Annotated in this window: 23 protein-coding genes; 7 read left to right on the plus strand and 16 right to left on the minus strand. The window is 71.0% G+C overall.

What is annotated here, in order from left to right:
* Positions 1 to 48: 48 nt before the first annotated feature.
* The 8 genes from TTY48_RS16115 to TTY48_RS16150 form a co-directional block, all read right to left on the minus strand.
* A complete protein-coding gene (locus TTY48_RS16115; RefSeq protein WP_220658678.1) occupies positions 49 to 951 on the minus strand; it encodes a 3-methyladenine DNA glycosylase in 903 nt (300 codons plus the stop codon).
* Complete coding sequence (locus tag TTY48_RS16120; RefSeq protein WP_220658679.1) at positions 948 to 2021, minus strand: hemolysin family protein; 1074 nt, start codon at positions 2019 to 2021, stop codon at positions 948 to 950. The genes TTY48_RS16115 and TTY48_RS16120 overlap by 4 nt, the downstream gene beginning before the upstream one ends.
* Positions 2014 to 3366 (minus strand): hemolysin family protein, encoded by a 1353-nt coding sequence (locus TTY48_RS16125; RefSeq protein WP_220658680.1) that lies wholly within the window; start codon positions 3364 to 3366, stop codon positions 2014 to 2016. Before TTY48_RS16125 ends, TTY48_RS16120 begins: the two co-directional genes overlap by 8 nt.
* A gap of 158 nt (positions 3367 to 3524) precedes the next feature.
* Positions 3525 to 4964, minus strand: coding sequence for a GuaB1 family IMP dehydrogenase-related protein (locus TTY48_RS16130; RefSeq protein WP_220658681.1), 1440 nt, complete (start codon positions 4962 to 4964; stop codon positions 3525 to 3527).
* Between the two features lie 34 nt (positions 4965 to 4998).
* A complete protein-coding gene (locus TTY48_RS16135; protein ID WP_220658682.1) occupies positions 4999 to 5514 on the minus strand; it encodes a TM2 domain-containing protein in 516 nt (171 codons plus the stop codon).
* A 76-nt stretch (positions 5515 to 5590) separates the two neighbouring features.
* Positions 5591 to 6532, minus strand: a complete 942-nt coding sequence (locus TTY48_RS16140; protein ID WP_220658683.1) for a M56 family metallopeptidase — start codon at positions 6530 to 6532, stop codon at positions 5591 to 5593.
* Positions 6533 to 6552: 20 nt separating this feature from the next.
* The gene (locus TTY48_RS16145) at positions 6553 to 6942 is read right to left on the minus strand and encodes a BlaI/MecI/CopY family transcriptional regulator (RefSeq protein WP_220658684.1); all 390 of its coding nucleotides are present in this window, start codon (positions 6940 to 6942) and stop codon (positions 6553 to 6555) included.
* A 263-nt stretch (positions 6943 to 7205) separates the two neighbouring features.
* Positions 7206 to 7436, minus strand: a complete 231-nt coding sequence (locus TTY48_RS16150; RefSeq protein WP_220658685.1) for a PspC domain-containing protein — start codon at positions 7434 to 7436, stop codon at positions 7206 to 7208.
* Positions 7437 to 7533: 97 nt separating this feature from the next.
* On the opposite strand from TTY48_RS16150, the gene TTY48_RS16155 reads away from it, so the two are divergent.
* Positions 7534 to 7959, plus strand: coding sequence for a PaaI family thioesterase (locus TTY48_RS16155; RefSeq protein ID WP_220658686.1), 426 nt, complete (start codon positions 7534 to 7536; stop codon positions 7957 to 7959).
* Between the two features lie 60 nt (positions 7960 to 8019).
* Here TTY48_RS16155 and TTY48_RS16160 read toward each other — a convergent pair whose 3' ends face one another.
* Positions 8020 to 9471 (minus strand): NAD(P)/FAD-dependent oxidoreductase, encoded by a 1452-nt coding sequence (locus tag TTY48_RS16160; RefSeq protein WP_220658687.1) that lies wholly within the window; start codon positions 9469 to 9471, stop codon positions 8020 to 8022.
* A gap of 72 nt (positions 9472 to 9543) precedes the next feature.
* Positions 9544 to 10113 (minus strand): CGNR zinc finger domain-containing protein, encoded by a 570-nt coding sequence (locus tag TTY48_RS16165; protein ID WP_220658688.1) that lies wholly within the window; start codon positions 10111 to 10113, stop codon positions 9544 to 9546.
* An 85-nt stretch (positions 10114 to 10198) separates the two neighbouring features.
* Between TTY48_RS16165 and TTY48_RS16170 the strand changes: the two genes are divergently transcribed.
* Positions 10199 to 11197, plus strand: coding sequence for a DMT family transporter (locus TTY48_RS16170; protein WP_220658689.1), 999 nt, complete (start codon positions 10199 to 10201; stop codon positions 11195 to 11197).
* A gap of 11 nt (positions 11198 to 11208) precedes the next feature.
* Here the strand turns inward: TTY48_RS16170 and TTY48_RS16175 are convergent, their stop codons facing one another.
* Positions 11209 to 11682: a GNAT family N-acetyltransferase gene (locus tag TTY48_RS16175; RefSeq protein ID WP_220658690.1), complete on the minus strand. Its 474-nt coding sequence runs from the start codon at positions 11680 to 11682 to the stop codon at positions 11209 to 11211.
* Between the two features lie 164 nt (positions 11683 to 11846).
* On the opposite strand from TTY48_RS16175, the gene TTY48_RS16180 reads away from it, so the two are divergent.
* On the plus strand, positions 11847 to 12719 hold the full coding sequence (locus tag TTY48_RS16180) for a hypothetical protein (protein WP_220658691.1): 873 nt from the start codon (positions 11847 to 11849) through the stop codon (positions 12717 to 12719).
* A gap of 147 nt (positions 12720 to 12866) precedes the next feature.
* A complete protein-coding gene (locus TTY48_RS16185) occupies positions 12867 to 13631 on the plus strand; it encodes a PadR family transcriptional regulator (RefSeq protein ID WP_255585780.1) in 765 nt (254 codons plus the stop codon).
* On the opposite strand, the gene TTY48_RS16190 is transcribed toward TTY48_RS16185, so the two are convergent.
* Genes TTY48_RS16190 through modA form a run of 3 tightly spaced genes read right to left on the minus strand, consistent with a single transcriptional unit; the run spans position 13606 to position 16150 of the window.
* A complete protein-coding gene (locus TTY48_RS16190) occupies positions 13606 to 14616 on the minus strand; it encodes a sulfate/molybdate ABC transporter ATP-binding protein (protein WP_220658693.1) in 1011 nt (336 codons plus the stop codon). The genes TTY48_RS16185 and TTY48_RS16190 overlap by 26 nt on opposite strands.
* Positions 14613 to 15386: an ABC transporter permease gene (locus tag TTY48_RS16195; RefSeq protein WP_220658694.1), complete on the minus strand. Its 774-nt coding sequence runs from the start codon at positions 15384 to 15386 to the stop codon at positions 14613 to 14615. Before TTY48_RS16195 ends, TTY48_RS16190 begins: the two co-directional genes overlap by 4 nt.
* The gene (modA, locus tag TTY48_RS16200; RefSeq protein ID WP_220658695.1) at positions 15383 to 16150 is read right to left on the minus strand and encodes a molybdate ABC transporter substrate-binding protein; all 768 of its coding nucleotides are present in this window, start codon (positions 16148 to 16150) and stop codon (positions 15383 to 15385) included. The genes TTY48_RS16195 and modA overlap by 4 nt, the downstream gene beginning before the upstream one ends.
* A gap of 50 nt (positions 16151 to 16200) precedes the next feature.
* Here modA and TTY48_RS16205 point away from each other — a divergent pair, with 50 nt between their 5' ends.
* Entirely contained in the window at positions 16201 to 16647 is a 447-nt protein-coding gene (locus TTY48_RS16205; RefSeq protein ID WP_220658696.1) for a thioesterase family protein, read from the plus strand.
* Here the strand turns inward: TTY48_RS16205 and TTY48_RS16210 are convergent.
* Both TTY48_RS16210 and TTY48_RS16215 read right to left on the minus strand, forming a co-directional pair.
* Positions 16644 to 17171, minus strand: a complete 528-nt coding sequence (locus TTY48_RS16210; protein ID WP_220658697.1) for a DUF1990 family protein — start codon at positions 17169 to 17171, stop codon at positions 16644 to 16646. The genes TTY48_RS16205 and TTY48_RS16210 overlap by 4 nt on opposite strands.
* 11 nt (positions 17172 to 17182) lie before the next feature.
* A complete protein-coding gene (locus TTY48_RS16215; protein ID WP_220658698.1) occupies positions 17183 to 18040 on the minus strand; it encodes a DMT family transporter in 858 nt (285 codons plus the stop codon).
* Between the two features lie 79 nt (positions 18041 to 18119).
* Between TTY48_RS16215 and TTY48_RS16220 the strand changes: the two genes are divergently transcribed.
* Both TTY48_RS16220 and TTY48_RS16225 read left to right on the plus strand, forming a co-directional pair.
* A complete protein-coding gene (locus TTY48_RS16220; RefSeq protein WP_220658699.1) occupies positions 18120 to 18554 on the plus strand; it encodes an SRPBCC family protein in 435 nt (144 codons plus the stop codon).
* Positions 18555 to 18582: 28 nt separating this feature from the next.
* Positions 18583 to 19389, plus strand: a complete 807-nt coding sequence (locus tag TTY48_RS16225; RefSeq protein ID WP_220658700.1) for an HAD family hydrolase — start codon at positions 18583 to 18585, stop codon at positions 19387 to 19389.
* The last annotated feature ends 18 nt before the right edge of the window (positions 19390 to 19407 follow it).

A 19407-nucleotide genomic window follows, 5' to 3' on the forward strand; every position in this document is an offset into this window, starting at 1 on the left:
AGCGGGCGACGACCGTGAGCAACGCTCACGGTCAGCGCGAGTATGACATCACTCGGGAGTCGTCGCCGGGTCATCGCGGGGCCAGCCCCGCACCACGGCGAGGAGGCGATCACGGATCGGGGTCGCACGCTGCGCCAACTCGGCCTGCCGGCGCACGTACTCGCGGCGGCCCTCGGGCGTCTCGATCGCGATGGGCTCGAAGCCGTGCGCGGCCAGGTCGTACGGGCTCGCCCGCATGTCCAGCTCCCGGGCGTCCCGGGCCAGGTCGAAGGCGTCCGCCACCAGATCGGACGGCACACCGGGCGCCAGTTTGAACGCCCACTTGTAGAGATCCATGCCCGCGTGCAGGCAGCCGGGTTGTTCGGAGCCGACCTGCTTCTCGCGGGTGAGTTCGGTCGCGTTCCGGGGCGCGGCCTCCGGCGTGAAGAACCGGAACGCGTCGTAGTGGGTGCAGGTCAGCTGCCCGGCCCGGACCACCTCGTCGGTGCCCTCCGGCCCCAGTCGCAGCGGCACGGGGTGCCGGGCCTGGTCCGCCTCGCGGTAGACCATCGCCCACTCGTGCAGCCCGAAGCAGCCGAGGACGGGGCGCCGCGCGGCGGTGGCCTCGAGCAGGCGTGCCACGTACGCCGCGGTATCGGCGCGCTTGGCGAGCACAGCCGGATCCTGCGCCACCCGGTTCCCGGAGACGGTGTAGCCCCGGAGTCCGGCGAACTCCTCGGCCGCCCGCGGACCGTCGAGCTCCACGCCGATCCCCGGATGCCAGCGCAGCAGGTGCGCCGGACGGTGCCCGTAGTAGGTGAACAGGAAGTCCCAGACGGGGTGCTTCTCACCGCGGGCGGCGCGCCGCCGGTGCGCATCCACGAACGGGGTCAGCCGTGCGCGGTGGGCGTCCGCGAGCGGGCGCCACTGCGCGTCGCTGAGCACGACGGGAGCGAGGACGGGGCGAGTCACACCCGATGCGTCCCATCGCGCACGGTGCCCACGAACTCCTCGACCACGTCCTCCAGAGCGACGATGCCGATGGTGCGACCGTGATCGTCGGCGACCGCCACCAGGTGCCCGCCGAGCCGCCGCAGGTGCGAGGTGGCCTGGTCCAGGGAGAGCGCACCGTCGACCACCGGCAGCGGGCGGATGCGCCCCGCCCCGATCACCGTGTCGGGGCCCACGGCCGCGTCCATGATGTCCGGCAGCACGTCCTTGACATGCAGGTACCCGGTGAAGGCTCCGCCGCGGCTGCGCACCGGGTAGCGGGAGAAGCCGGTCTCGGCCACGGCGGTCTCGATATCGCCCAGCGTGGGCCCGTAGGTCCCGTCGGGCCCGGCGACCGCCTGCAGCCCGCGGATCTCCGCGAGCGGGATCGCCACATCGGCCACGGTGCGGCGCGAGGTCTGCAACGCCCGGGTCAGGCGCACCTGCTCCTCCGCGTCGATCAGGCCCTCGTCGTGCGATTCCGCGATCAGCTCGCTGAGCTCACCGGCGGAGATGGTGCTCTCCAGCTCGTCGCGCGGCTCCACGCCCAGGGCACGCAGCACCAGCGTCGCGAGCCAGTTGTAGAGCGCGATCACCGGCTTCATCACCCGGGAGAAGGCCACCAGCGGCGGCACCAGCAGCATCGCCGCGGATTCGGGCCCGGCCAACGCGATGTTCTTCGGGACCATCTCGCCGAGCAGGATGTGTAGCACCACCACGAGGCTGAGCGAGATGGTGAAGGAGATCGGATGCAGCAGTGCCTCCGGCACGTTCGCCCACTCCATCGGCTTCTCCAACAGGTGCGCGATGGCGGGCTCGCCCACCTTGCCCAGCAGGATCGAGCAGATCGTGATGCCGAGCTGGCACGCGGCCAGCATGAGGGACAGGTTCTCGGACGCCTTGATCACCGCGCGGGCGCTGCTGCGGCCCTGTTCGACGAGGGCCTCCAGCCGGTCGCGGCGGGCAGCGATGAGGGCGAACTCGGCGGCCACGAAGAAGGCGTTCGCGGCCAGCAGCAACACCGTGAGTCCCACGGCCAGGAGGTCATTCATCGGTCACCTCCACCAGCTCGACCAGGTCCACCCGGCGGCCGTCCATCCGGGCCACCCGCGCGGTCCAGGTGCGGTCCGGGGTGTAATCGTCGTCGTCCATGGGGTGCGTGGGCAGGGCGGTCTGATCGCCCACCTCGGGGATCCGCCCGAGCAGGTACATGACCAGGCCGCCGAGGGTGTCGTAGTCGCCCTCCGGCGCCCGGTATCCGGTGTCGCGCTCCAACTCGTCGATGCGGAGCAGCCCGGCGCACAGGTACCCGGTGTCGGTGCGCTGCACGTCCACCGGCTCGTTGTCGTCGTGCTCGTCGCGCACATCGCCGACGATCTCCTCGATCAGGTCCTCGACCGTGACCACGCCGGCGGAGCCGCCGTACTCGTCGACCACCAGCGCCATCTGCAAGCCGTTGGCGCGCAGCTGATCCATCAGCGCATCACCGTCGAGGGCGGCGGGCACCACCGGGGGAGCGGTCGCGATCGACCCCACCGTGGTGCGGGCCCGACGCTCCGCGGGCACCGTGAGCGCCTGCTTGACGTGCACGAAACCGACGGTGTCGTCGAGATCGCCGCGGATCACCGGGAACCGGGAGTGCCCGGACTCGATGGACAGTGCCATCAGATCGGCGACGGTGTCGTCGAACTCCACCGAGTGCACCCGCTGGCGCGGCGTCATCAGTTCCTCGGCGGTCAGCTCGCCGAATTCCAGGGAGCGGCCCACCAACTCGGCCGTCGTCTCGTCGATCGCGCCCTGCGCCGCGGAATTGCGCACCAGCGCACTGAGCTCCTGTGCCGACCGCGCGGAACTGAGCTCCTCGGCGGGCTCGATGCCGAGCCGGCGCACCATCTTGTTCGCGGTCGAGTTGAGGAAGGTGATGGCCCACCGGAAGACGGTGGAGAAGGCGGCCTGCGCGCCCGCGGTGAGCCGGGCAGTGGCCAGGGGGCGCGCGATGGCCAGGTTCTTCGGAGCCAGCTCGCCCAGCACCATCGACAGTGAGGTGGCGATCACCAGCGCCAGGATCAGCGTGAGCGCCGACGACCAGACCTGCGGCATCCCGGTCCACTCCAGCGCGGGGCGCAGGAACTTCGAGAGCACCGGCTCGGCCAGATAACCCGTGACCAGCGTGGTGATGGTGATACCGAGCTGCGCGCCGGAGAGCTGGAAGGACAGGGTGCGGTGCGCGCTCTGGACCTGTTTGGAACGGCGGTCGCCGCGGTCGCGGACATCCGCATCGATGGTGGACTTCTCGAGCGCGGTGAGGGAGAACTCCGCCGCCACGAACAGCGCGGTACCCAGCGTGAGCGCGAGGAAGCCGATGACCGCAACGATCGTGATCAGGGTGCTAGACATCGCCGCCTCACCGAGCGCATCGGCGGGGAGCCGGGCCCCACGGGCATCGGCGTGGCGGCTCGTCGGCGGCGCCTGCCGGGTCTTCGGGCTTTCATGTCCCTTCCATCCATCGAGGAATCAGCTTCCGGCAGTCTACCGAGACGATCGAACCGTCCGCGTCACCAACCGCCGGGGAGCGGGCGGCCCTCCGCGAAGCCCGCCGCGCTCTGCACCCCGAGCGTGGCCCGCTCGTGCAGCTCGGGCAGGGTGCGGGCGCCGGCGTAGGTGCACGAACTGCGCACCCCGGACGTGATCCGATCGAGGAGATCCTCGACGCTGGGCGCCTCCGGATCGACCCGGATGCGCGAACTCGAAATGCCCTCCTCGAACAGGGATTTGCGGGCCCGGTCGAAGGCGCCCTCACCCGCGGTGCGGGCGGCCACCGCGCGCTTGGAGGCCATCCCGAAGCTCTCCTTGTAGGCGGAGCCGTCGGTCGCGAACTTCATGTCGCCGGGCGACTCGTAGGTGCCCGCGAACCAGGAACCGACCATCACGTTGGAGGCGCCCGCGGCCAGGGCGAGCGCCACATCGCGGGGGTGCCGCACGCCACCGTCGGCCCAGACGTGCGCGCCCAGTTCGCGTGCGGCGGCGGCGCAGTCCTCGACCGCGCTGAACTGCGGGCGGCCCACGCCGGTCATCATCCGCGTGGTGCACATCGCGCCCGGTCCCACACCCACCTTGACGATGGTGGCGCCGGCGTTGACCAGGTCGCGGGCTCCCGCGGCGGAGACCACGTTGCCCGCCGCGAGCGGCAGGCCGAGATCGGCCGCGGCGACCGCCTCCAGCGCGTCGAACATCTTCGCCTGATGACCGTGCGCGGTGTCGACCACGAGCACGTCCGCGCCGGCCTCGGCGAGGGCCCGGGCCTTGGCGGCCACATCGCCGTTGATGCCGACGGCGGCGGCGATCCGCAGGCCGCCGTTCGCATCGACGGCGGGCGTGTAGATCCCGGCGCGCACGGTGCCCGTGCGGGTGAGCACGCCGTGCAGCCGGCCGTCGGGCTCGACCAGGACGGCGAGGTCGGTGTGCGCGCCCTCGAGCAGCGCGAAGACCTCACGCGGATCGGTGCCCGCCGGAGCGGTGACGAAGGCATCGGTCATCACGTCGCGCAGGCGCGCGAACCGGTCGACGCCCTCGCAGGCCGCACCGGTGACCAGACCGAGGGGGCGCTCCGCATCGTCGAGCACCACGACGGCGCCGTGCGCCCGCTTCGGGAGCAGCGCGACCGCATCGCTCACCGAATCGTCCGGCCCGAGCGTGACCGGGGTATCGGCCACCAGATCGCGGCTCTTGACGTAGGCGATGGTCTCCGCCGCGGCCTGCAACGGAAGGTCCTGCGGCAGTACGACGATGCCGCCGCGCCGCGCCACCGTCTCCGCCATGCGGCGGCCGGCCACCGCCGTCATGTTGGCGACGACGATCGGGATGGTGGTACCCGTCCCGTCGACCGACGACAGGTCCACGTCGAACCGGGAGGTCACGTCCGACCGGTTCGGGACGAGGAAGACGTCGTCGTAGGTGAGGTCGTACGGCGGGCGGCTATCGGAGAGGAACTGCACGCCGACAGTCTAGGTGCCCCGCCGTACCCGGCGATCAGCGCAGGACGCGGCCCTGGCCGTCGCGGATCGACCCGGTGAACATCATGATCGACTCGACCAGGGTCCAGATGCGCAGACCCACCAGCGCCAGGCTGCCGAGCATCATGAACAGCAGGCCGATCAGCGGAATGACACCGAGGACCAGGGACAGGAAGCCGGCGCCCAGGATGCACACCTGGATCGTGGCCTCACGATTGCGCCCCAGGTACCAGTTGCCCGCGCCGAAACCACCCAGGAACAGCTGCAGCAGACCCGCCGCGACCTTCGACTTGTCCGAGAGCGGCTGGCCCGTGGCGGGATCCACGCCGTAGCCACCCGGCCCGAAGGCCTGGTACTGGCCGGGATACCCGGGCTGCGGCACCGGCGGGTACATCCCCGGCTGCCCCTGCGGGACGTAGCCGAACTGCGGCTGTCCGTACGGCTGCTGACCGTAGGCCTGCTGCCCGTACGGAACGGGCTGCCCGTATCCCTGCTGGTGCCCCTGCTGCTGGTTGTAATACGGATCGGTCACGTCTGATCTCCCTCGTCCCCCCGGAAAGTGTGAGATCAGGGTACAGCCCGCCTCCGTCGATACGGCGGAAGCCGGGTCAGTGCGTGAACAGGCGGTACAGCTCGGTGAGCCAGGGCACCGCGACGGCCACGGTGGGAACCACCAGGATCAGCCCGGCGACGATGTAGACCCCCACGTTGAACAGCGGTCCGGCCGCAGGTTCGGACAGCCGCTCGACCCGCACCACCGTGCCGGTCGAGCCCACCGCCAGCGCGCCGCGCGGAGCCGGACTCTTGGCGCAGGTCACCAGTGCGTTCGCGAGGGGGAGCGGCCCGGCCGCGGCGACGGCCTTGTCGTCGGCGAGGAGCTCCACCAGCAGTTCCACCGAATCGAGGGCGGCGGAGGAGCGCACGCCGCGCGGGAAGGCGTGGTGCACCGCGGTGAAGGCCTCCAGCACCAGATCGTGCCGCGAGCGCAGGTGCGCGCGTTCGTGCGCGAGCACCGCAGTGAGCTCGTCGTGGCTGAGCTGGTTGAGCGTTCCCTCGCTCACCACCACCCGGTGCCGCAGTCCGGGCAGGCAGTAGGCGAGGGGCTCGTCGACGCCGAGGACGCGCAGGTCGGCGGCGGACACCGGATGGTCACCGTCGACCGCCTGGCTGAGGATGTCGACCACGTTGCGGTGCCGGGCCCGACGTCGCCGGGTGCGCACCGCCAGCCGGACCGTGGACGTGATGAGGCGCGCGCCGATCACCAGGGTGAACGCGAAGGCGATCACCGCCACCGTCCACGGCACGATGCCGAGTTGGCGGATCTCGTCGATGGGGTTGGTGGTGGGGCGGCCGTCGGGACCGGGCACCAGGAGCCAGCTCGCGATCACCAGTCCGGCGCTGAACGCGGAGAGGACGGCGGCGAGGGCGATGGCCTGCCACAGGACGAGCGCCGCCCGCGGCGCGCGCACCGGCCACGAGGCCTTGGAGAGCCACAGCGGCACCGGCCCCGCCAGGAGCAGGGCCAGCAAGCCGAAGATGACCGCTGCCATGCTCCGAGCCTATCGGCTCGTCAGGAGTGGGTGCGACCGTCGGTCGCCTGATCGGCCTCGAGCTTGGCCAGGGCGCGGCGCAGCGCCTCCGCCTCGTCGGCCCCGACCCGCTCCACGAAGTGCACGAGCGCGGCCTCACGCGAGCTGTCGGCCTGGGCCAATGCGTCGAACATGAGGTCGGCCACGAGTTGCTCGCGGCCGAAGGTGGCCGTGTAGCGATGTGCGCGATCGGTGCGGATCTGGCTCACGAGCTTCTTCTTCGCGAGGCGCTGCAGCACCGTCATCACGGTGGTGTACGCGAGTTCGCGGTCGGCCGCGAGCGATTCGTGCACCTGTCGCACGGTCTGCGGTTCGGTGGATGCCCAGAGGTGATCCATGACCGCGCGCTCAAGATCTCCCAATGCCGCCATTGCTCAGATTCTACTCGCCATGGCCTGGATCGCTACGACGGCGTGTCGTAATCCACGCCACATCGATTAGGGCTTGCTTAGTTAGGGGAGGCTGCCCTAGAGTAGTGAACGTCGCCGAGAGCGACGAGTGATCCACATCAGACCGCGATGCGAACTGAGGGCTGCAGTTGTTACCGCCCGGTCTGTGCCACGGCGGGTCCCACGAAGGCTGAGCGTGGGGCCCGCCGATCACTCTTTTCCGGGCCCCATCACCCGATCCGACGTCAGCCCTTCGGCATCACGAGCCACAGCACCAGGTACACCAGGAACTGCGGGCCGGGCAGCAGGCAGGACAGCACGAACAGCACGCGCACTAATGCCGGCTGGACGCCGAAGTAGCGCGCGATGCCGGAGCAGACGCCGCCGATCCAATTGTTCTGCACGTCCCGCGCGAAGCGCTTGGGCGGCTGCGGGGCCGTGTAGGGGGTGGGGTCGAAGTTCAGGTTCTGCGTCATGCCTCCACAGTGCCCGTCCGCGGCGGTCCCCGCATCGGGGTCTACCCCGATGTGCACCCGGAAACCGGCTGTGCGGAGCGAGGATTAGGGTGTGTGCATGACGCAACCCACCGCAGGACAGCAGCAGGTCATCGACTCCATCCTGGAGCGCGGGACGGCCGGTTTCGACTCGATCCTCGGGCTCGAGTACACCGCGCTCACCCCGGACGGCGCGACCGCCACGCTGACGCTGCGTCCCGAGCTGCACCAGCCCTTCGGTATCACCCACGGCGGTGTCTACTGCTCCATCGTGGAGTCCGTGGCCAGTGTGTCCGGTGTGGTCTGGCTGGGCGGCACCGGCCACGTGGTCGGCGTGAACAACAACACCGACTTCCTGCGCGCCGTCGCCAGCGGCACCCTGTCGATCACCAGCACGCCGATCCACCGCGGTCGCCGGCAGCAGCTGTGGCTGGTGGAGATCGTCGGCGAGGACGGCAAGCTCAACGCCCGCGGCCAGGTGCGGCTGCAGAACATCGAGGCCTGATCCCGGAAACGACGACGCGCCCGTCGAGGACGGGCGCGTCGTGGTGGGCTCGGTGGTGGGTCAGCCGGCCTTCTCGGCGGATTCCGGCTCGGCCTTCGCGGCGGTCGGCTGCGCGGCGGTCGTGGCCGCGTGCGGTGCCGACAGGGCGGCCGGCGAGCTGGTGTGCACCGGCGGGATCACCTTGGCCCCGCTGTTCTGCAGTGCGTCGAGCGCGGTGCGGGCGTAGACCTGCTGCTCGGTGATCGTCATCTGGCCACGCTTGTTGGTCAGGAAGGTGACGCCCCACGAGGTCAACGTGATCACGCGGTTCTGGTAGCCCACGATGTACCACAGGTGCAGCGCGAGCCAGCCGAGCCAGGCGAAGAAGCCGCTGAACTCGAGCTTGCCCACCTTGGCCACCGCGCTGGCGCGGGAGACCGTGGCCATCGAGCCCTTGTCGAAGTACTTGAAGGGCTTGCGGTCCGCGGGGCTCTGACCGGCCAGGCCCGCCTTGATCGCCTTCGCGGCGTAGGTCGAACCCTGGATGGCGCCCTGGGCCATGCCCGGCACACCGTCGACCGCCATCATGTCGCCGACGACGAAGACGTTCGGATTGCCGGGGACCGTGAGGTCCGGCAGCACCTTGACGCGGCCGGCGCGATCGACCTCGGCGCCGGACTGGTCGGCGATGATCTTGCCGAGCGAGCTCGCCGCGACACCGGCGGACCACACCTTGCACTGCGCCTCGATGCGCCGCTCGGTGCCGTCCTTCTCCTTGACCACGAGGCCGTCGGCATCGACGTCGACCACCATCGCGTTGAGCTGGATCTCCACACCCATCTTCTTGAGCCGGTTCGCCGCGGCGTTACCCAGCTTCTCGCCCATCGGCGGCAGCACCGCGGGCGCGGCGTCGAGCAGGATGACCCGGGCCTCGGTCGGATCGATGTTGCGGAACGCGCCCTTGAGGGTGTTGTCCGACATCTCGGAGATCTGTCCGGCCAACTCCACGCCGGTGGGGCCGGCGCCGATCACGACGAAGGTGAGCAGGCGCTCGCGCTCCTCGTGATCCTGCGAGAGCTCGGCCTGCTCGAAGGCGCCGAGGATGCGGCCGCGCAGCTCCAGCGCGTCGTCGATCGTCTTCATGCCGGGCGCGAACTCGGCGAAGCGGTCGTTGCCGAAGTAGGACTGGTTCGCACCGGCGGCCACGATGAGGCTGTCGAAGGGGGTCACGGTGACCCGCTCCAGCAGGTGGCTGGTCACGGTGCGGTTCTCGAGGTCGATATCGGTGACCTCGCCGAGCAGGATCTCGGCGTTCTTCTGCTTGCGCAGCACCACGCGGGTCGCGGGCGCGATCTCGCCCTCCGAGAGGATGCCCGTCGCCACTTGGTAGAGCAGCGGCTGGAACAGGTGGTGCTGGGTCTTCGCGATCACCGTGACATCCACGTCGGCACGCTTGAGGGCCTTGGTGCCGAACAGGCCGCCGAAACCGGAACCGATCACGACCACCTTGTGGCGGTACGCTCCGTCGCTCATTACTTCTCGCTCCTGCGCTGGGGTGAGATGCCGGGTTCCCCGGCCTTTGCACCCCCTACGGTAGACCTCCGGCTACGGCTCGTCGCGCCGCCCGCCCGAACCGGATGCCTGGCGTTCCCGGTAGGCGGCCACGTGGGTGCGATTGCCGCAGTTCCCCTCGCTGCAGAATCGGCGCGACCGGTTACGGGACAGGTCCACCAGGACCCGGTCACAGTCGTCGGCGGCGCAGGTCTTGAGCCGGTCGACGTTGCCGCTGCGCACCAGGTCGACCAGCGCCATCGCGAATTCGGCGCGCATCCGCACGGGGATGGGGGCGTCGTCGGGGGTGAAGTGCAGGTGCCAGTCCCAACTGCCGTGCCGGGTGAGGCGCGGCTGCTGCGGCGACTGTGCGAGCAGATCGTTGACGATGCCCGCGACCTCGGCCGGATCGTGGGCGGCCCACACCCGGACCAGGTCCTCGCGCAGTGCATGGATCGGGGCGAGATCGCCCGAGTCGGCGCTGCTCCAGCCCGTGAACTCGTGCTCGCGCAGGTACTCGCGCAGTGCCGTGACCGTGGCCAGCCGCTCGTCTCCCTCGTAGGCCGAGTTGGCGAGGTCGGCCGCCATCACCAGCGACGGCTCCGTGTCATGCGCGAATTGCATTTGACTCCTTACAGGTACCTCGGCTAACGTCATCAGCGTACTTCATTTTACTCCTTACAGAATCGCACTTTCCGGAGGTGACACCATGGGTAGCGGTATCGGTCGAGGCATTGCTGTCGCACTGATTTCAGGATTCGCGTTCGCCATGTCGGGGCCCTTCGGCAAACCTCTGCTCGAGGCGGGCTGGAGCCCGGCGGGTGTGGTTCTGGTGCGGCTGTGGATCGCCGCTCTGGTCACGCTGATCCCGATGCTCGTCTTCGGTCGTGACCGCCTGGCCACGCTGCGCCGCGCGCCGTTCACCGTGCTGGCGTACGGGCTGCTCGCGGTGGTCGCTGTCCAGCTGGCGTACTTCAACGCCATCGCCCACATGTCGGTCACGGTGGCCCTGCTCATCGAGTTCTCCGCGCCGCTGTTGGTGCTGCTGTACCTGTGGGGCCGCTTCGGCCGGCGTCCCTCGCTGCGCACCACCATCGGTGCCGCGATCGCCGTGGTCGGCCTGGTGGCCGTGGTGTGCGCGGCGTCCGGCGGCGCTGCGGTGAGCCCCACGGGCCTGGCCTGGGCGATCCTCTCGCTCATCGGCCTGGCCGCGTACTTCCTGCTGGCCGAGGACGGCACCACCGCCGACGAGGCGGGGATCGACGCGCAGACGGTCGACCAGCTCGCCCTCGCCGTGGGCGGCCTGCTGGTGGGTGCGATCACGCTCTCGCTCACCGCGCTGGCCGGTCTCACCCCGGTGCGGGTGACCACGGTTCCCGTGGTGCTCGGCAACATCGGCACCGTCCCGTGGTGGGTGCCCGCCGTGGTGATCGGCGCCATCGCGACGGGCCTGGCGTACGTCGCCGGCATCATCGCCATCAACATGGTGGGCCCGACCATCGCGTCCTTCCTCGGCTTCTCCGAGGTGATCGGTGCGGGCGTCGTGGCCTGGCTGCTGCTCGACGAGTCGCTCACGCCCCTGCAGATCGTGGGTGCCGTGGCCATCGTGATCGGCATCATCGTGGTCAAGCAGGGGGAGCGGCGGCGGATCTCGCCCGAGACCGGCGCGCTCGATCCGGCGATGGTCCCGTCGGTACCGCTGTCCTGACGGGGCACCGGTCAGGAGGTGAGCCGGGCGTCGAGGCGGCGCTGCTGCCAGTCCCAGTGCAGCATCTCGTACTCGACGCGGGCGTAGGGCGTGAGGTCGGATTCGGTGGGGTCCACATCGCCCGCGAGTGACTCCCAGTCCAGCATCGCGATGTCGAGCTGTTGCATGCCCAGGGCGGACAGCACGCGGCGCGAGGCCACGTTGGACCATGCCGTCGACGCGTAGATGCGCGAGGTGAGGCCGCGGGTGAAGGCGTGATCCACCAGCGCCTCCGCGGCCTCGCCGCAGAATCCCCGGCGACGATGCGTCGCGGCCACCGCGTAACTCAGTTCGAGTCCGCGGGCGCGGCTGTGCCGGGAGGCGCGCAGTGCGATGCGGCCGAGAGTGTGCCGGGAATGGCGATCGACGATGTGGAACCGGCCGTCCGAGGCGGGGGACAGGTGCAGTCGAGGCGTCTCGATGTGCACGTCCAACGGGGCCTTCACCTGGCTCGGAACCTTCCTCGGCGGCGCGGCGGCGCAACGGACACCGCACGCCTCGCGGGGTGGGGGTTTTCGGACCGCAAGCCTATCCCGACGGTGCCCGCGTGCGCCGGACTTCCGGCGGGTGTCGCGCCGCGCGGGCCGCGGCGGCTGCCATACTGTCCGGCGTGACCTACCGAATCGCTCTTGCCACTTCCGCCGCGCAGCCCGACCTGGGTGAGCGCGGCAAGGAGATCCAGGCCGCGCTGCGGGCAGCCGGCCACGACGCCGAGGCCGCGGTGTGGACCGATTCCGCCATCGACTGGGAGCAGTTCGACGCGGTCGTCCTCACCGATGTCTGGGATTACGCGCAGCGGTACGACGACTTCCTCGGCTGGGCGTGGCGTGCCGCCGCGCAGTCGCTGGTGCTCAACCCGGAGCCGCTCGTGCGCTGGTACGCCGACAAGCGCTACCTGCGTGATTACGAGTCCGAGGGCCTGCCGATCGTGCCGACCGAGTTCATCACCGTGCACGACGCCACCCTGGACCACGACTACCTCGGTGTCGAGCACCTCGTGCGCGCGTCGATCAGCGGCGGGCTCGACGAGGCCTTCCGGTACGGCCCGGACGATGCGGAGGCCAGCCGCGCGAAGCTGGAGGAGATCAAGTCGGGCGGCAACACCGTGATGGTCTCGCCGTACAGCGGCTCCGCCGAGGGCATCTCCCTGGTGTACCTGGGTGGCGAGTTCAGCCACGCCTTCGGCCGCGATCTGGCCGCCGAGCTGACCAGCGAGTCGACCGACGGCCGCCCGGTCGAGGTCATCGTGGACGCCGAGCCGACCGCCGCGGAGCGGGCGCTTGCCGACGCGGCGCTCAAGCCGATCGATCCCGCCAACCCGCCGCTGTACGTGCGCGTCGACCTCATCCGGTCGGCCGACGACACTCCGGTGATCCTCGAGCTCCAGGTGGTGCAGGCGGATCTGCATCTCGAGCGCGTGGCCGACGGTGTGAACACCTTCGCCCGCAAGGTGATCGAGCGGATCGATTCCACCAAGGCCTGACCTGCACGAACGCGATCGACAGCGTCCCCGTCCGGTGTTCCGGACGGGGACGACCCGTTTTCGGGGGTTGCATTGAAAACAGTCGCGATATATCGTCAATGCATCGGGTGGCCGAACATGCCGCCCCCTACCGAAAGGATTGCCACCATGCGTAGGCACATTCACAACGAACGATTCGACATGCGGTTCCGGCACGACGATTTCCCGTCCGATTGCGGCGAGGGTCGTGGCGGCGCCCACGGTCGCGGCCGCGGCGAGGGCCGGGGTCGTGGCGAGGGCCGGGGCTTCGGTCCCGGCGGTTTCGGGCCCGGCGGTTTCGGTCCCGGAGTTCCCGGTTTCGGCCCCGAGGGTTTCGGCCCCGGTGGACCGGGACGCGGCGGCCGGGGGCGTGGGCGCGGACACGGACGGCGCGGCGTGCAGCGCGGCGACGTCCGGATCGCCGTCCTCAAGCTCCTGGAGATCGAGCCGATGCACGGGTACCAGATCGTCTCCTCCATCGAGGAGCGCACCGCCGGTGCCTGGAAGCCCAGCCCCGGCGCGATCTACCCCACCCTGAGCCAGCTCGAGGACGAGGGCCTGATCACCATCGAGCGGGAGAACGGCCGCAAGGTCGCCACGCTCACCGATGCCGGCCGCGAGTACATCGCCGAGTCGCTCACCGACACCGACCCCTTCGCGGGCTTCGCCGGCGGCAGCGAGGAGCGCGGACACCTTCGCGACACCCTGCACGAGCTGCACGAGGTCACCCGGCGTGTGGGCCGCACCGGCGGCGCTGAGCAGATCGCCGCGGTCGATGCCGTTCTCGGCGACGCGATCAAGCAGATCTACTTGCTGCTGGCCGGTGTCGACCGCACGCCGCCCGCTGCAGCGCCGTCCGACGATGCCGCTACGGACGCGCCGGACGAGGCGTAGTCACCCGGTGGGCCCGCGCCGTATCGGGCCGCAGTCGCACCCGGTCGCCCGGGCGCAGTTCGCGGTGCCGGTCGGCGGGGAGCTCGGCCACCACGGTCGACGTGCCGCCGCCGCTCGCCGCGACGTCGCTGGTCACTCGGCAGCGTCCACCCACCACAGTCACCTCCACGACGGTGCCGGCCAGTCCGGCACCGTCGTCGGTGTCTTCGCCGGTGGCCGCGACGGTCACCGCATCGGGGCCGAAGACCCACGCCCCGTCGCCGTCCGGCAGCAGGTTCATCCCCGCCAGCCGGGCGGCGAAGGGAGTACTGGGGGAGAGCAGCAGCTCGGCTGCGGGCCGGTGTTCGACGATGCGCCCGCCGTCGAGCACCGCCGCCTCGTCGGCCAGAGCCACCACATCGGCGGCGTCGTGCGTGATCAGCACGCAGGTCAGATCCGCGAGCACCTCGCGCAGGACGGTGCGCATCTTCGGTCGTGCCGAGACGTCGAGTGCCGAGAGCGGTTCATCCAGAATCAGGACGCGTGGCTCCGCAGCGAGCGCCCGCGCCAGCGCCACCCGCTGCGCCTGCCCACCGCTCAGCTCGCCGGGCCTGCGATCCGCGAATTCCGCGGCACCCACCGCCTCCAGCCAGCGGTCCGCCGCCGCCAGCGCGCTGCGGCGGTCCGCGCCGGCACTGCGCGGCGCGAAGGCCACGTTCGCCCGCACGCCCAGATGCGGGAACAACCGCGTCGCCTGCCCCAGCAGCGCGACCCGGCGCCGGTGGGCGGGCACCCACACCGCGTCCGCACCGCCGGCCGCGAAGACCGTCGTGCCGTCGACCAGCACCCGCCCGGCATCGGGCCGCACCAGCCCGGCGATCGCGTCGGCCATCGTCGACTTCCCGGTCCCGTTCGGGCCCACCAGCGCCAGCGTGCGCCCGTTCGGCACGGTCAGCGCGGCATCCACGCCCCGGGCCGCGACGGTGATCGTCGCCTCCAGGGTCACCGGCGCCACCCCCGCACGCCGTACACGCCCGCCACGATCACGGCGGCCACCACCAGCAGCACCAGCGACAGTGCCACGGCCGCCTGGGGATCGGTCTCGTTGCGCAGGTAGATCTCCAGCGGCAGCGTCCGCGTGGTCCCGGCGAGTGATCCGGCGAAGGTGAGGGTGGCGCCGAACTCGCCCAGCGCCCGGGCGAAGGTGAGTACCACGCCCGAGGCCACCGCCGGCAGGGCCAGCGGCAGGGTCACCCGGAACAGCACCACGGACGGGGAGGCGCCGAGTGTGGCCGCCGTCCGCTCGTACTCGGTACCCAGTGATCGCAGGGCGCCCTCGACGGCGAGCACCAGGAAGGGCAGGGCCACGAAGGCCTGGGCGAGCACCACGGCCACCGTGGTGAAGGCGATGTGCCCGCCGATGCCGCCGATCTGGCCCACCAGGCCGCGCCGGCCGAAGGCGTACAGCAGGGCGATGCCGCCCACCACGGGCGGCAGCACCAGCGGTAGTAGGACGACGGGCCGCAGCACGCCCACCAGTGGCGATCGGCCGCGGGCCAGCACCACGCCCAGCGGCACGCCCAGCACGATGCACAGGGCCGTGGCCGCCACCGAGGTCTGCAGCGAGAGGAGCAGCGCCGTGCGGGAGTCCGGTGAGGTCACGAGGGCGCCGAAGCGCGGCCAGTCGACCTTCGTCACCACCGCGAGCAGGGGGAGAACCACGAACGCGGCGCCCAGTGCGGCCGGGACCGCGATCCATTTCGGAACGGAGGTCACGGCGTCCCGAAGCCCGCGGCGGTGAGCGCGGCGCGCCCCTCGGGTCCGCGCACGAAGCTCACGAAATCGTCCGCGCCGGCGCGGTTCTTCGCGTCCTTGAGCACGCCGATCGGGTACACGTTGACGGCGCCGTCGGCCTGCGGGAAGTCGACCGAGCCCACGGAATCTCCGGCGCCCCTGACGTCGGTCCGGTACACCAGGCCGGCATCGGCCTGGCCGAGTCGCACCTTGGACAGCACGCTCGAGACCGAGTCCTCCTCGCTCACCGGTCGCAGTGCGACGCCGGCCGCCTCGGTCACCTTGGCCGTCGCGGCACCACAGGGAACGGGTTTGGCGCACACCACGACCGAGACGTCGGGGCGCGCCAGATCGGCGAGCGCGCCGATCCGCTTGGGATTGCCCGCGGTGGTGGCGATGGTGAGGACATTGGTCGCGAAGGGCTGCGTCTGGTCCACGAGCGATGCGCTGCGCGCACGGTCCATGGTCGGGGTGTCCGCCGTGGCGAAGACGTCGGCGGGTGCGCCCTGGGTGAGCTGGGTCAGTAGGCCGGACGAGCCGCCGAAGGAGAATTTGACGGTGGAGCCGGGATGCTTCGCGGAGAAGTCGGTGGCCAGCTTCTCGAAGGTCGCCTGCAGGCTGGCCGCGGCGTACACGATCACCGTGCCGCCGTCCGCGGAATCGCGGGTGGGGGAGTCACCGGAGCTCGAGCACCCCGAGACGAGAACGCCGAGCAGAACGGCTGCGGTCAGGCGTGTGGTGCGCATCGCATCTCCCGGTGTCTAGGGCATCGGTGTCCGTGCACGACAATATCCCCATGGCGAATCATGAGGTGACGGTCGCACTGCGCTGGTCCGATATGGACGCGCTGCAGCATGTGAACAACGTGTCGATGCTGCGGGTGCTGGAGGAGGCGCGCATCCGGTTCCTCACGGAGCGGGCCACCAGCGCGGGAACCGAGCGCGCGACGATGTTCGTGGCGCATCAGGAGATCGACTACGCGCAGCCACTGCTGTACTCGGCCGAGCCCGCACGGATCGCCATGTGCGTCACGCGGATCGGTGGGTCGGGCTTCGACATCGGGTACACCGTGTACACGCCCGAGGGGGCCGTGGCGGCGCTCGCGGAGACCTCGATGGTGGTGGTCGACGGTGCCGCCAGCGGCCGCCCGATGGCGATCCCGGAGGGCATGCGCGCGGTGTTGACCGAGCTGCAGGGCGATCCCGTGCCGTTCCGCCGGCGCCGCACGGAATCGGCGTCCTAGCCGCCCGGCCGGACCATTGCGGCCAGGTAGCGCCGCGTCATCACCGCCTGCAGGAGGCGGCCGGCCGGCGCTCCGAGACGGGTGTACCACCGGCCCGGCCGGGAGAACGCGGAGACCACCGCGACCACCGCACCGTCGGCCCGCAGTTCGACCGAGAACAGCTCCTCGCCGCTCTCCGGATGCCCGGGCAGCGTGCCGTACGCGAAGCCCGCACGGTCCGGCTCGTCGAGCAGGTAGACCACCCGGCACGGGATCTGGAGGGGCCCCAGGAAGGGCGCGCTGAGCAGCAGGATCGTGCCCTCCTGCGCCGTCGGCGTGCTCGCACGCACCCGCATCCCGGCGCCGCGTTGCATGCCGTAGCCCAGGATCTGCTCGCGCACCGCGGCGAAGGCACCGGGACCGTGCCCGACCACCCGCTCGGCACGGATCACGTGCGCGTCGGCAGGCGGAGCCGCACCCGGCCGCGTGGCCCCCACCTCGGCGTAGGTGAGGGGTGCCCGTTCCCAACCGGCGAAGTCCGTCATACCCGTCGAAGTTACGCCGCCTCGCGGCGCGCCAGCCGGGCCGCGGCGTAGGCCCCGACCGCTACTGACGCGACCACCGCGACGCCCGCCACGCCTGTCACCGTGACCGATTCGCCGAGCACGGCCGCCCCGAGCGCCGCGGCGCACAGCGGCTCCGCGAGCGTGATCGCCGGGAGCGAGGCCGAGATCGGCGCGGGCTGGAAGGCGCGCTGCTGCAGGTACATCGCGCCCAGACCGGCCGCGATCAGCAGGTACAGCCGCCAATCGGTGAACAGCCGCACGGTGTTGTCGAGGAAGTCCGCGTGCTCGTAGGAGGTCAGGACGGGCTTGGTGAGCACCGTCGCCACGCCGAACAGCAGTCCGGCGCCGACGCCGAAGGACAGTGCGCGGGCGGAGCCGGGCAGCGAGCGCACCAGGCCCAACCCCGTCGAGACGGCCGTGATCGCCCCGATCACCGCGAGCGCGGGCAACCACGAGGAACCCGGGGCGTCCGGCACACCGTCGGTGGGGCGGCCTGCCACCAGGAACAGGGCCAGGGCACCGGCGAGCAGTGCGGCGTACAGCCATTCCCGCCGCGTCACCCGGGTGTGGTTGAGCGCGGCCGAGACCGGCAGCGCGAACAGCAGCGCGGCCACGATGAGGGGTTGCACCACCAGCACCGGCCCGAAGACCAGCGCCGCCGCCTGGAAGGCGTAGCCGCCGAGGTCCCCGGCCAGGCCGAGCCACCACCGGGGCCGGCGCAGCAACTGCGCGACGAGGGGCGTGCCTTCTTCGACGCTCGCGGCCTCGGCCTGCTGCGCCGCGGAACCGCAGGCGAACAGGAACGCTGCCACGAGCGCGAGCAGGATCGACAGGACCGTGGTGGACACGGGTATGAAGCTACGCCCGCGCAGAAGTCCTCCGCGACACGCTATGTTCGGTGCAACATCCGCCTGCGAAGGAGTTGTAGTGGCGAAGGTCGAGAGCACCATCGAGGTGCCCCTTTCCCCCGACGAGGCCTGGGCCAAGGCCGCCGATCTGGACGTGCTGCCCGAGTGGGTCACCGTGCACGACGGCTACCGCAGCCCGCTGCCCGACGAGCTCACGGCGGGCCTGAAGATCAGCTCCGTGGTCAAGGTCAAGGGCCTGCGCAACCGGGTCGATTGGACGATCTCGACCTACGATCCGCCGCGCAAGCTGGTGCTGGACGGCAAGGGCATGGCCGGCACGAAGTACAAGCTCACCGTGACGGTGGCCCCCTCCGGGACCGGCACGAAGATGTCGCTGCGCGCGGATCTCGGTGGCGCTCCGTTCTTCGGACCCGTCGGGATCACCGTGGCGCGGGCGCTCAAGGGCGATATCGAGGAGTCGCTCGCCCGGTTCAAGCAGTTGTTCGTGCAGTAGGCACCGGACGACTGTCAGGGGGGCGCGCGTGGATGTCACGGATCTGGTCGGGACGGCGATCCGGCAGGGGCTCGATTGGGGCACGGGGCGGGTGCAGCGGTTGCGCCGCCGCGCCGGGCTCGACGGTCCGCGACCCTGTGACGGCCTGATCCTCGACGTCGACGACACGCTGATCGACACCGAGTCCGCCATCCGCACCGCGGCGCAGGCCGCCGCCCTGGAGGTATGGCCGGAGTCGACCACCGCCACCCGGGAGCGCTTCGCACAGCTCTTCCACGCCGATCCGCACGGCTTCTTCGCCGGTTACACCGATGGCCGCATCCGGTTCCATGAGATGCGCAAGCAGCGGATCGCGGCCGCCGCGGCCGATCTCGGCCTGCTCTGGGAGCCGCGCCGGTACCGGCGCTTCTGCAGCGCCTACGATCCGGCTTTCGCGGCCGCACAGCGGCTCTTCCCGGACGCCCTGCCCGCGGTGGAGGCCGCCGAGGATTGGGGGATCGCGGTGGTGCTGCTCACCAACTCGTCGAGCCCGGCCACCCGGATGAAGCTCCAGGTGCTCGGGGTGTCCGAGCGGTTCCCGCACGTGGTCACCACCGACACCCTCGGCGTCGGCAAGCCGGACCCGAGCGTCTTCCTGCACGCGTGCGGGTTGATCGGTGCCGAGCCCGCGCAGTGCATCGCGATCGGCGATCACTTCGGCAACGACGTGCTCGCGGCGCGGGCGGCGGGCCTGCGCGCGCTGTGGCTGGACCGGGCCGGCGTCGGCGGCGAGGAGCGCGCACCGTCGATCCCGAGCCTGGCGGCCGTGCCCGCGGCGCTCACCAGCGCGATCTAGCGGAGCCGGTGCATCCCC

The sequence above is a fragment of the Tsukamurella sp. TY48 genome, assembly GCF_019656655.1.
Lineage (GTDB): Bacteria > Actinomycetota > Actinomycetes > Mycobacteriales > Mycobacteriaceae > Tsukamurella > Tsukamurella strandjordii.

Excerpts from the sequence above, each read along its gene's own strand:
- TTY48_RS16120 (WP_220658679.1), bottom strand. The coding sequence starts at position 2,021 with ATGAATGACCTCCTGGCCGTGGGACTCACGGTGTTGCTGCTGGCCGCG.
- TTY48_RS16125 (WP_220658680.1), bottom strand. The coding sequence starts at position 3,366 with ATGTCTAGCACCCTGATCACGATCGTTGCGGTCATCGGCTTCCTCGCG.
- TTY48_RS16140 (WP_220658683.1), bottom strand. The coding sequence starts at position 6,532 with ATGGCAGCGGTCATCTTCGGCTTGCTGGCCCTGCTCCTGGCGGGGCCG.
- TTY48_RS16145 (WP_220658684.1), bottom strand. The coding sequence starts at position 6,942 with ATGGCGGCATTGGGAGATCTTGAGCGCGCGGTCATGGATCACCTCTGG.
- TTY48_RS16150 (WP_220658685.1), bottom strand. The coding sequence starts at position 7,436 with ATGACGCAGAACCTGAACTTCGACCCCACCCCCTACACGGCCCCGCAG.
- TTY48_RS16155 (WP_220658686.1), top strand. The coding sequence starts at position 7,534 with ATGACGCAACCCACCGCAGGACAGCAGCAGGTCATCGACTCCATCCTG.
- TTY48_RS16160 (WP_220658687.1), bottom strand. The coding sequence starts at position 9,471 with ATGAGCGACGGAGCGTACCGCCACAAGGTGGTCGTGATCGGTTCCGGT.
- TTY48_RS16165 (WP_220658688.1), bottom strand. The coding sequence starts at position 10,113 with ATGCAATTCGCGCATGACACGGAGCCGTCGCTGGTGATGGCGGCCGAC.
- TTY48_RS16170 (WP_220658689.1), top strand. The coding sequence starts at position 10,199 with ATGGGTAGCGGTATCGGTCGAGGCATTGCTGTCGCACTGATTTCAGGA.
- TTY48_RS16185 (WP_255585780.1), top strand. The coding sequence starts at position 12,867 with ATGCGTAGGCACATTCACAACGAACGATTCGACATGCGGTTCCGGCAC.
- modA (WP_220658695.1), bottom strand. The coding sequence starts at position 16,150 with ATGCGCACCACACGCCTGACCGCAGCCGTTCTGCTCGGCGTTCTCGTC.
- TTY48_RS16205 (WP_220658696.1), top strand. The coding sequence starts at position 16,201 with ATGGCGAATCATGAGGTGACGGTCGCACTGCGCTGGTCCGATATGGAC.
- TTY48_RS16210 (WP_220658697.1), bottom strand. The coding sequence starts at position 17,171 with ATGACGGACTTCGCCGGTTGGGAACGGGCACCCCTCACCTACGCCGAG.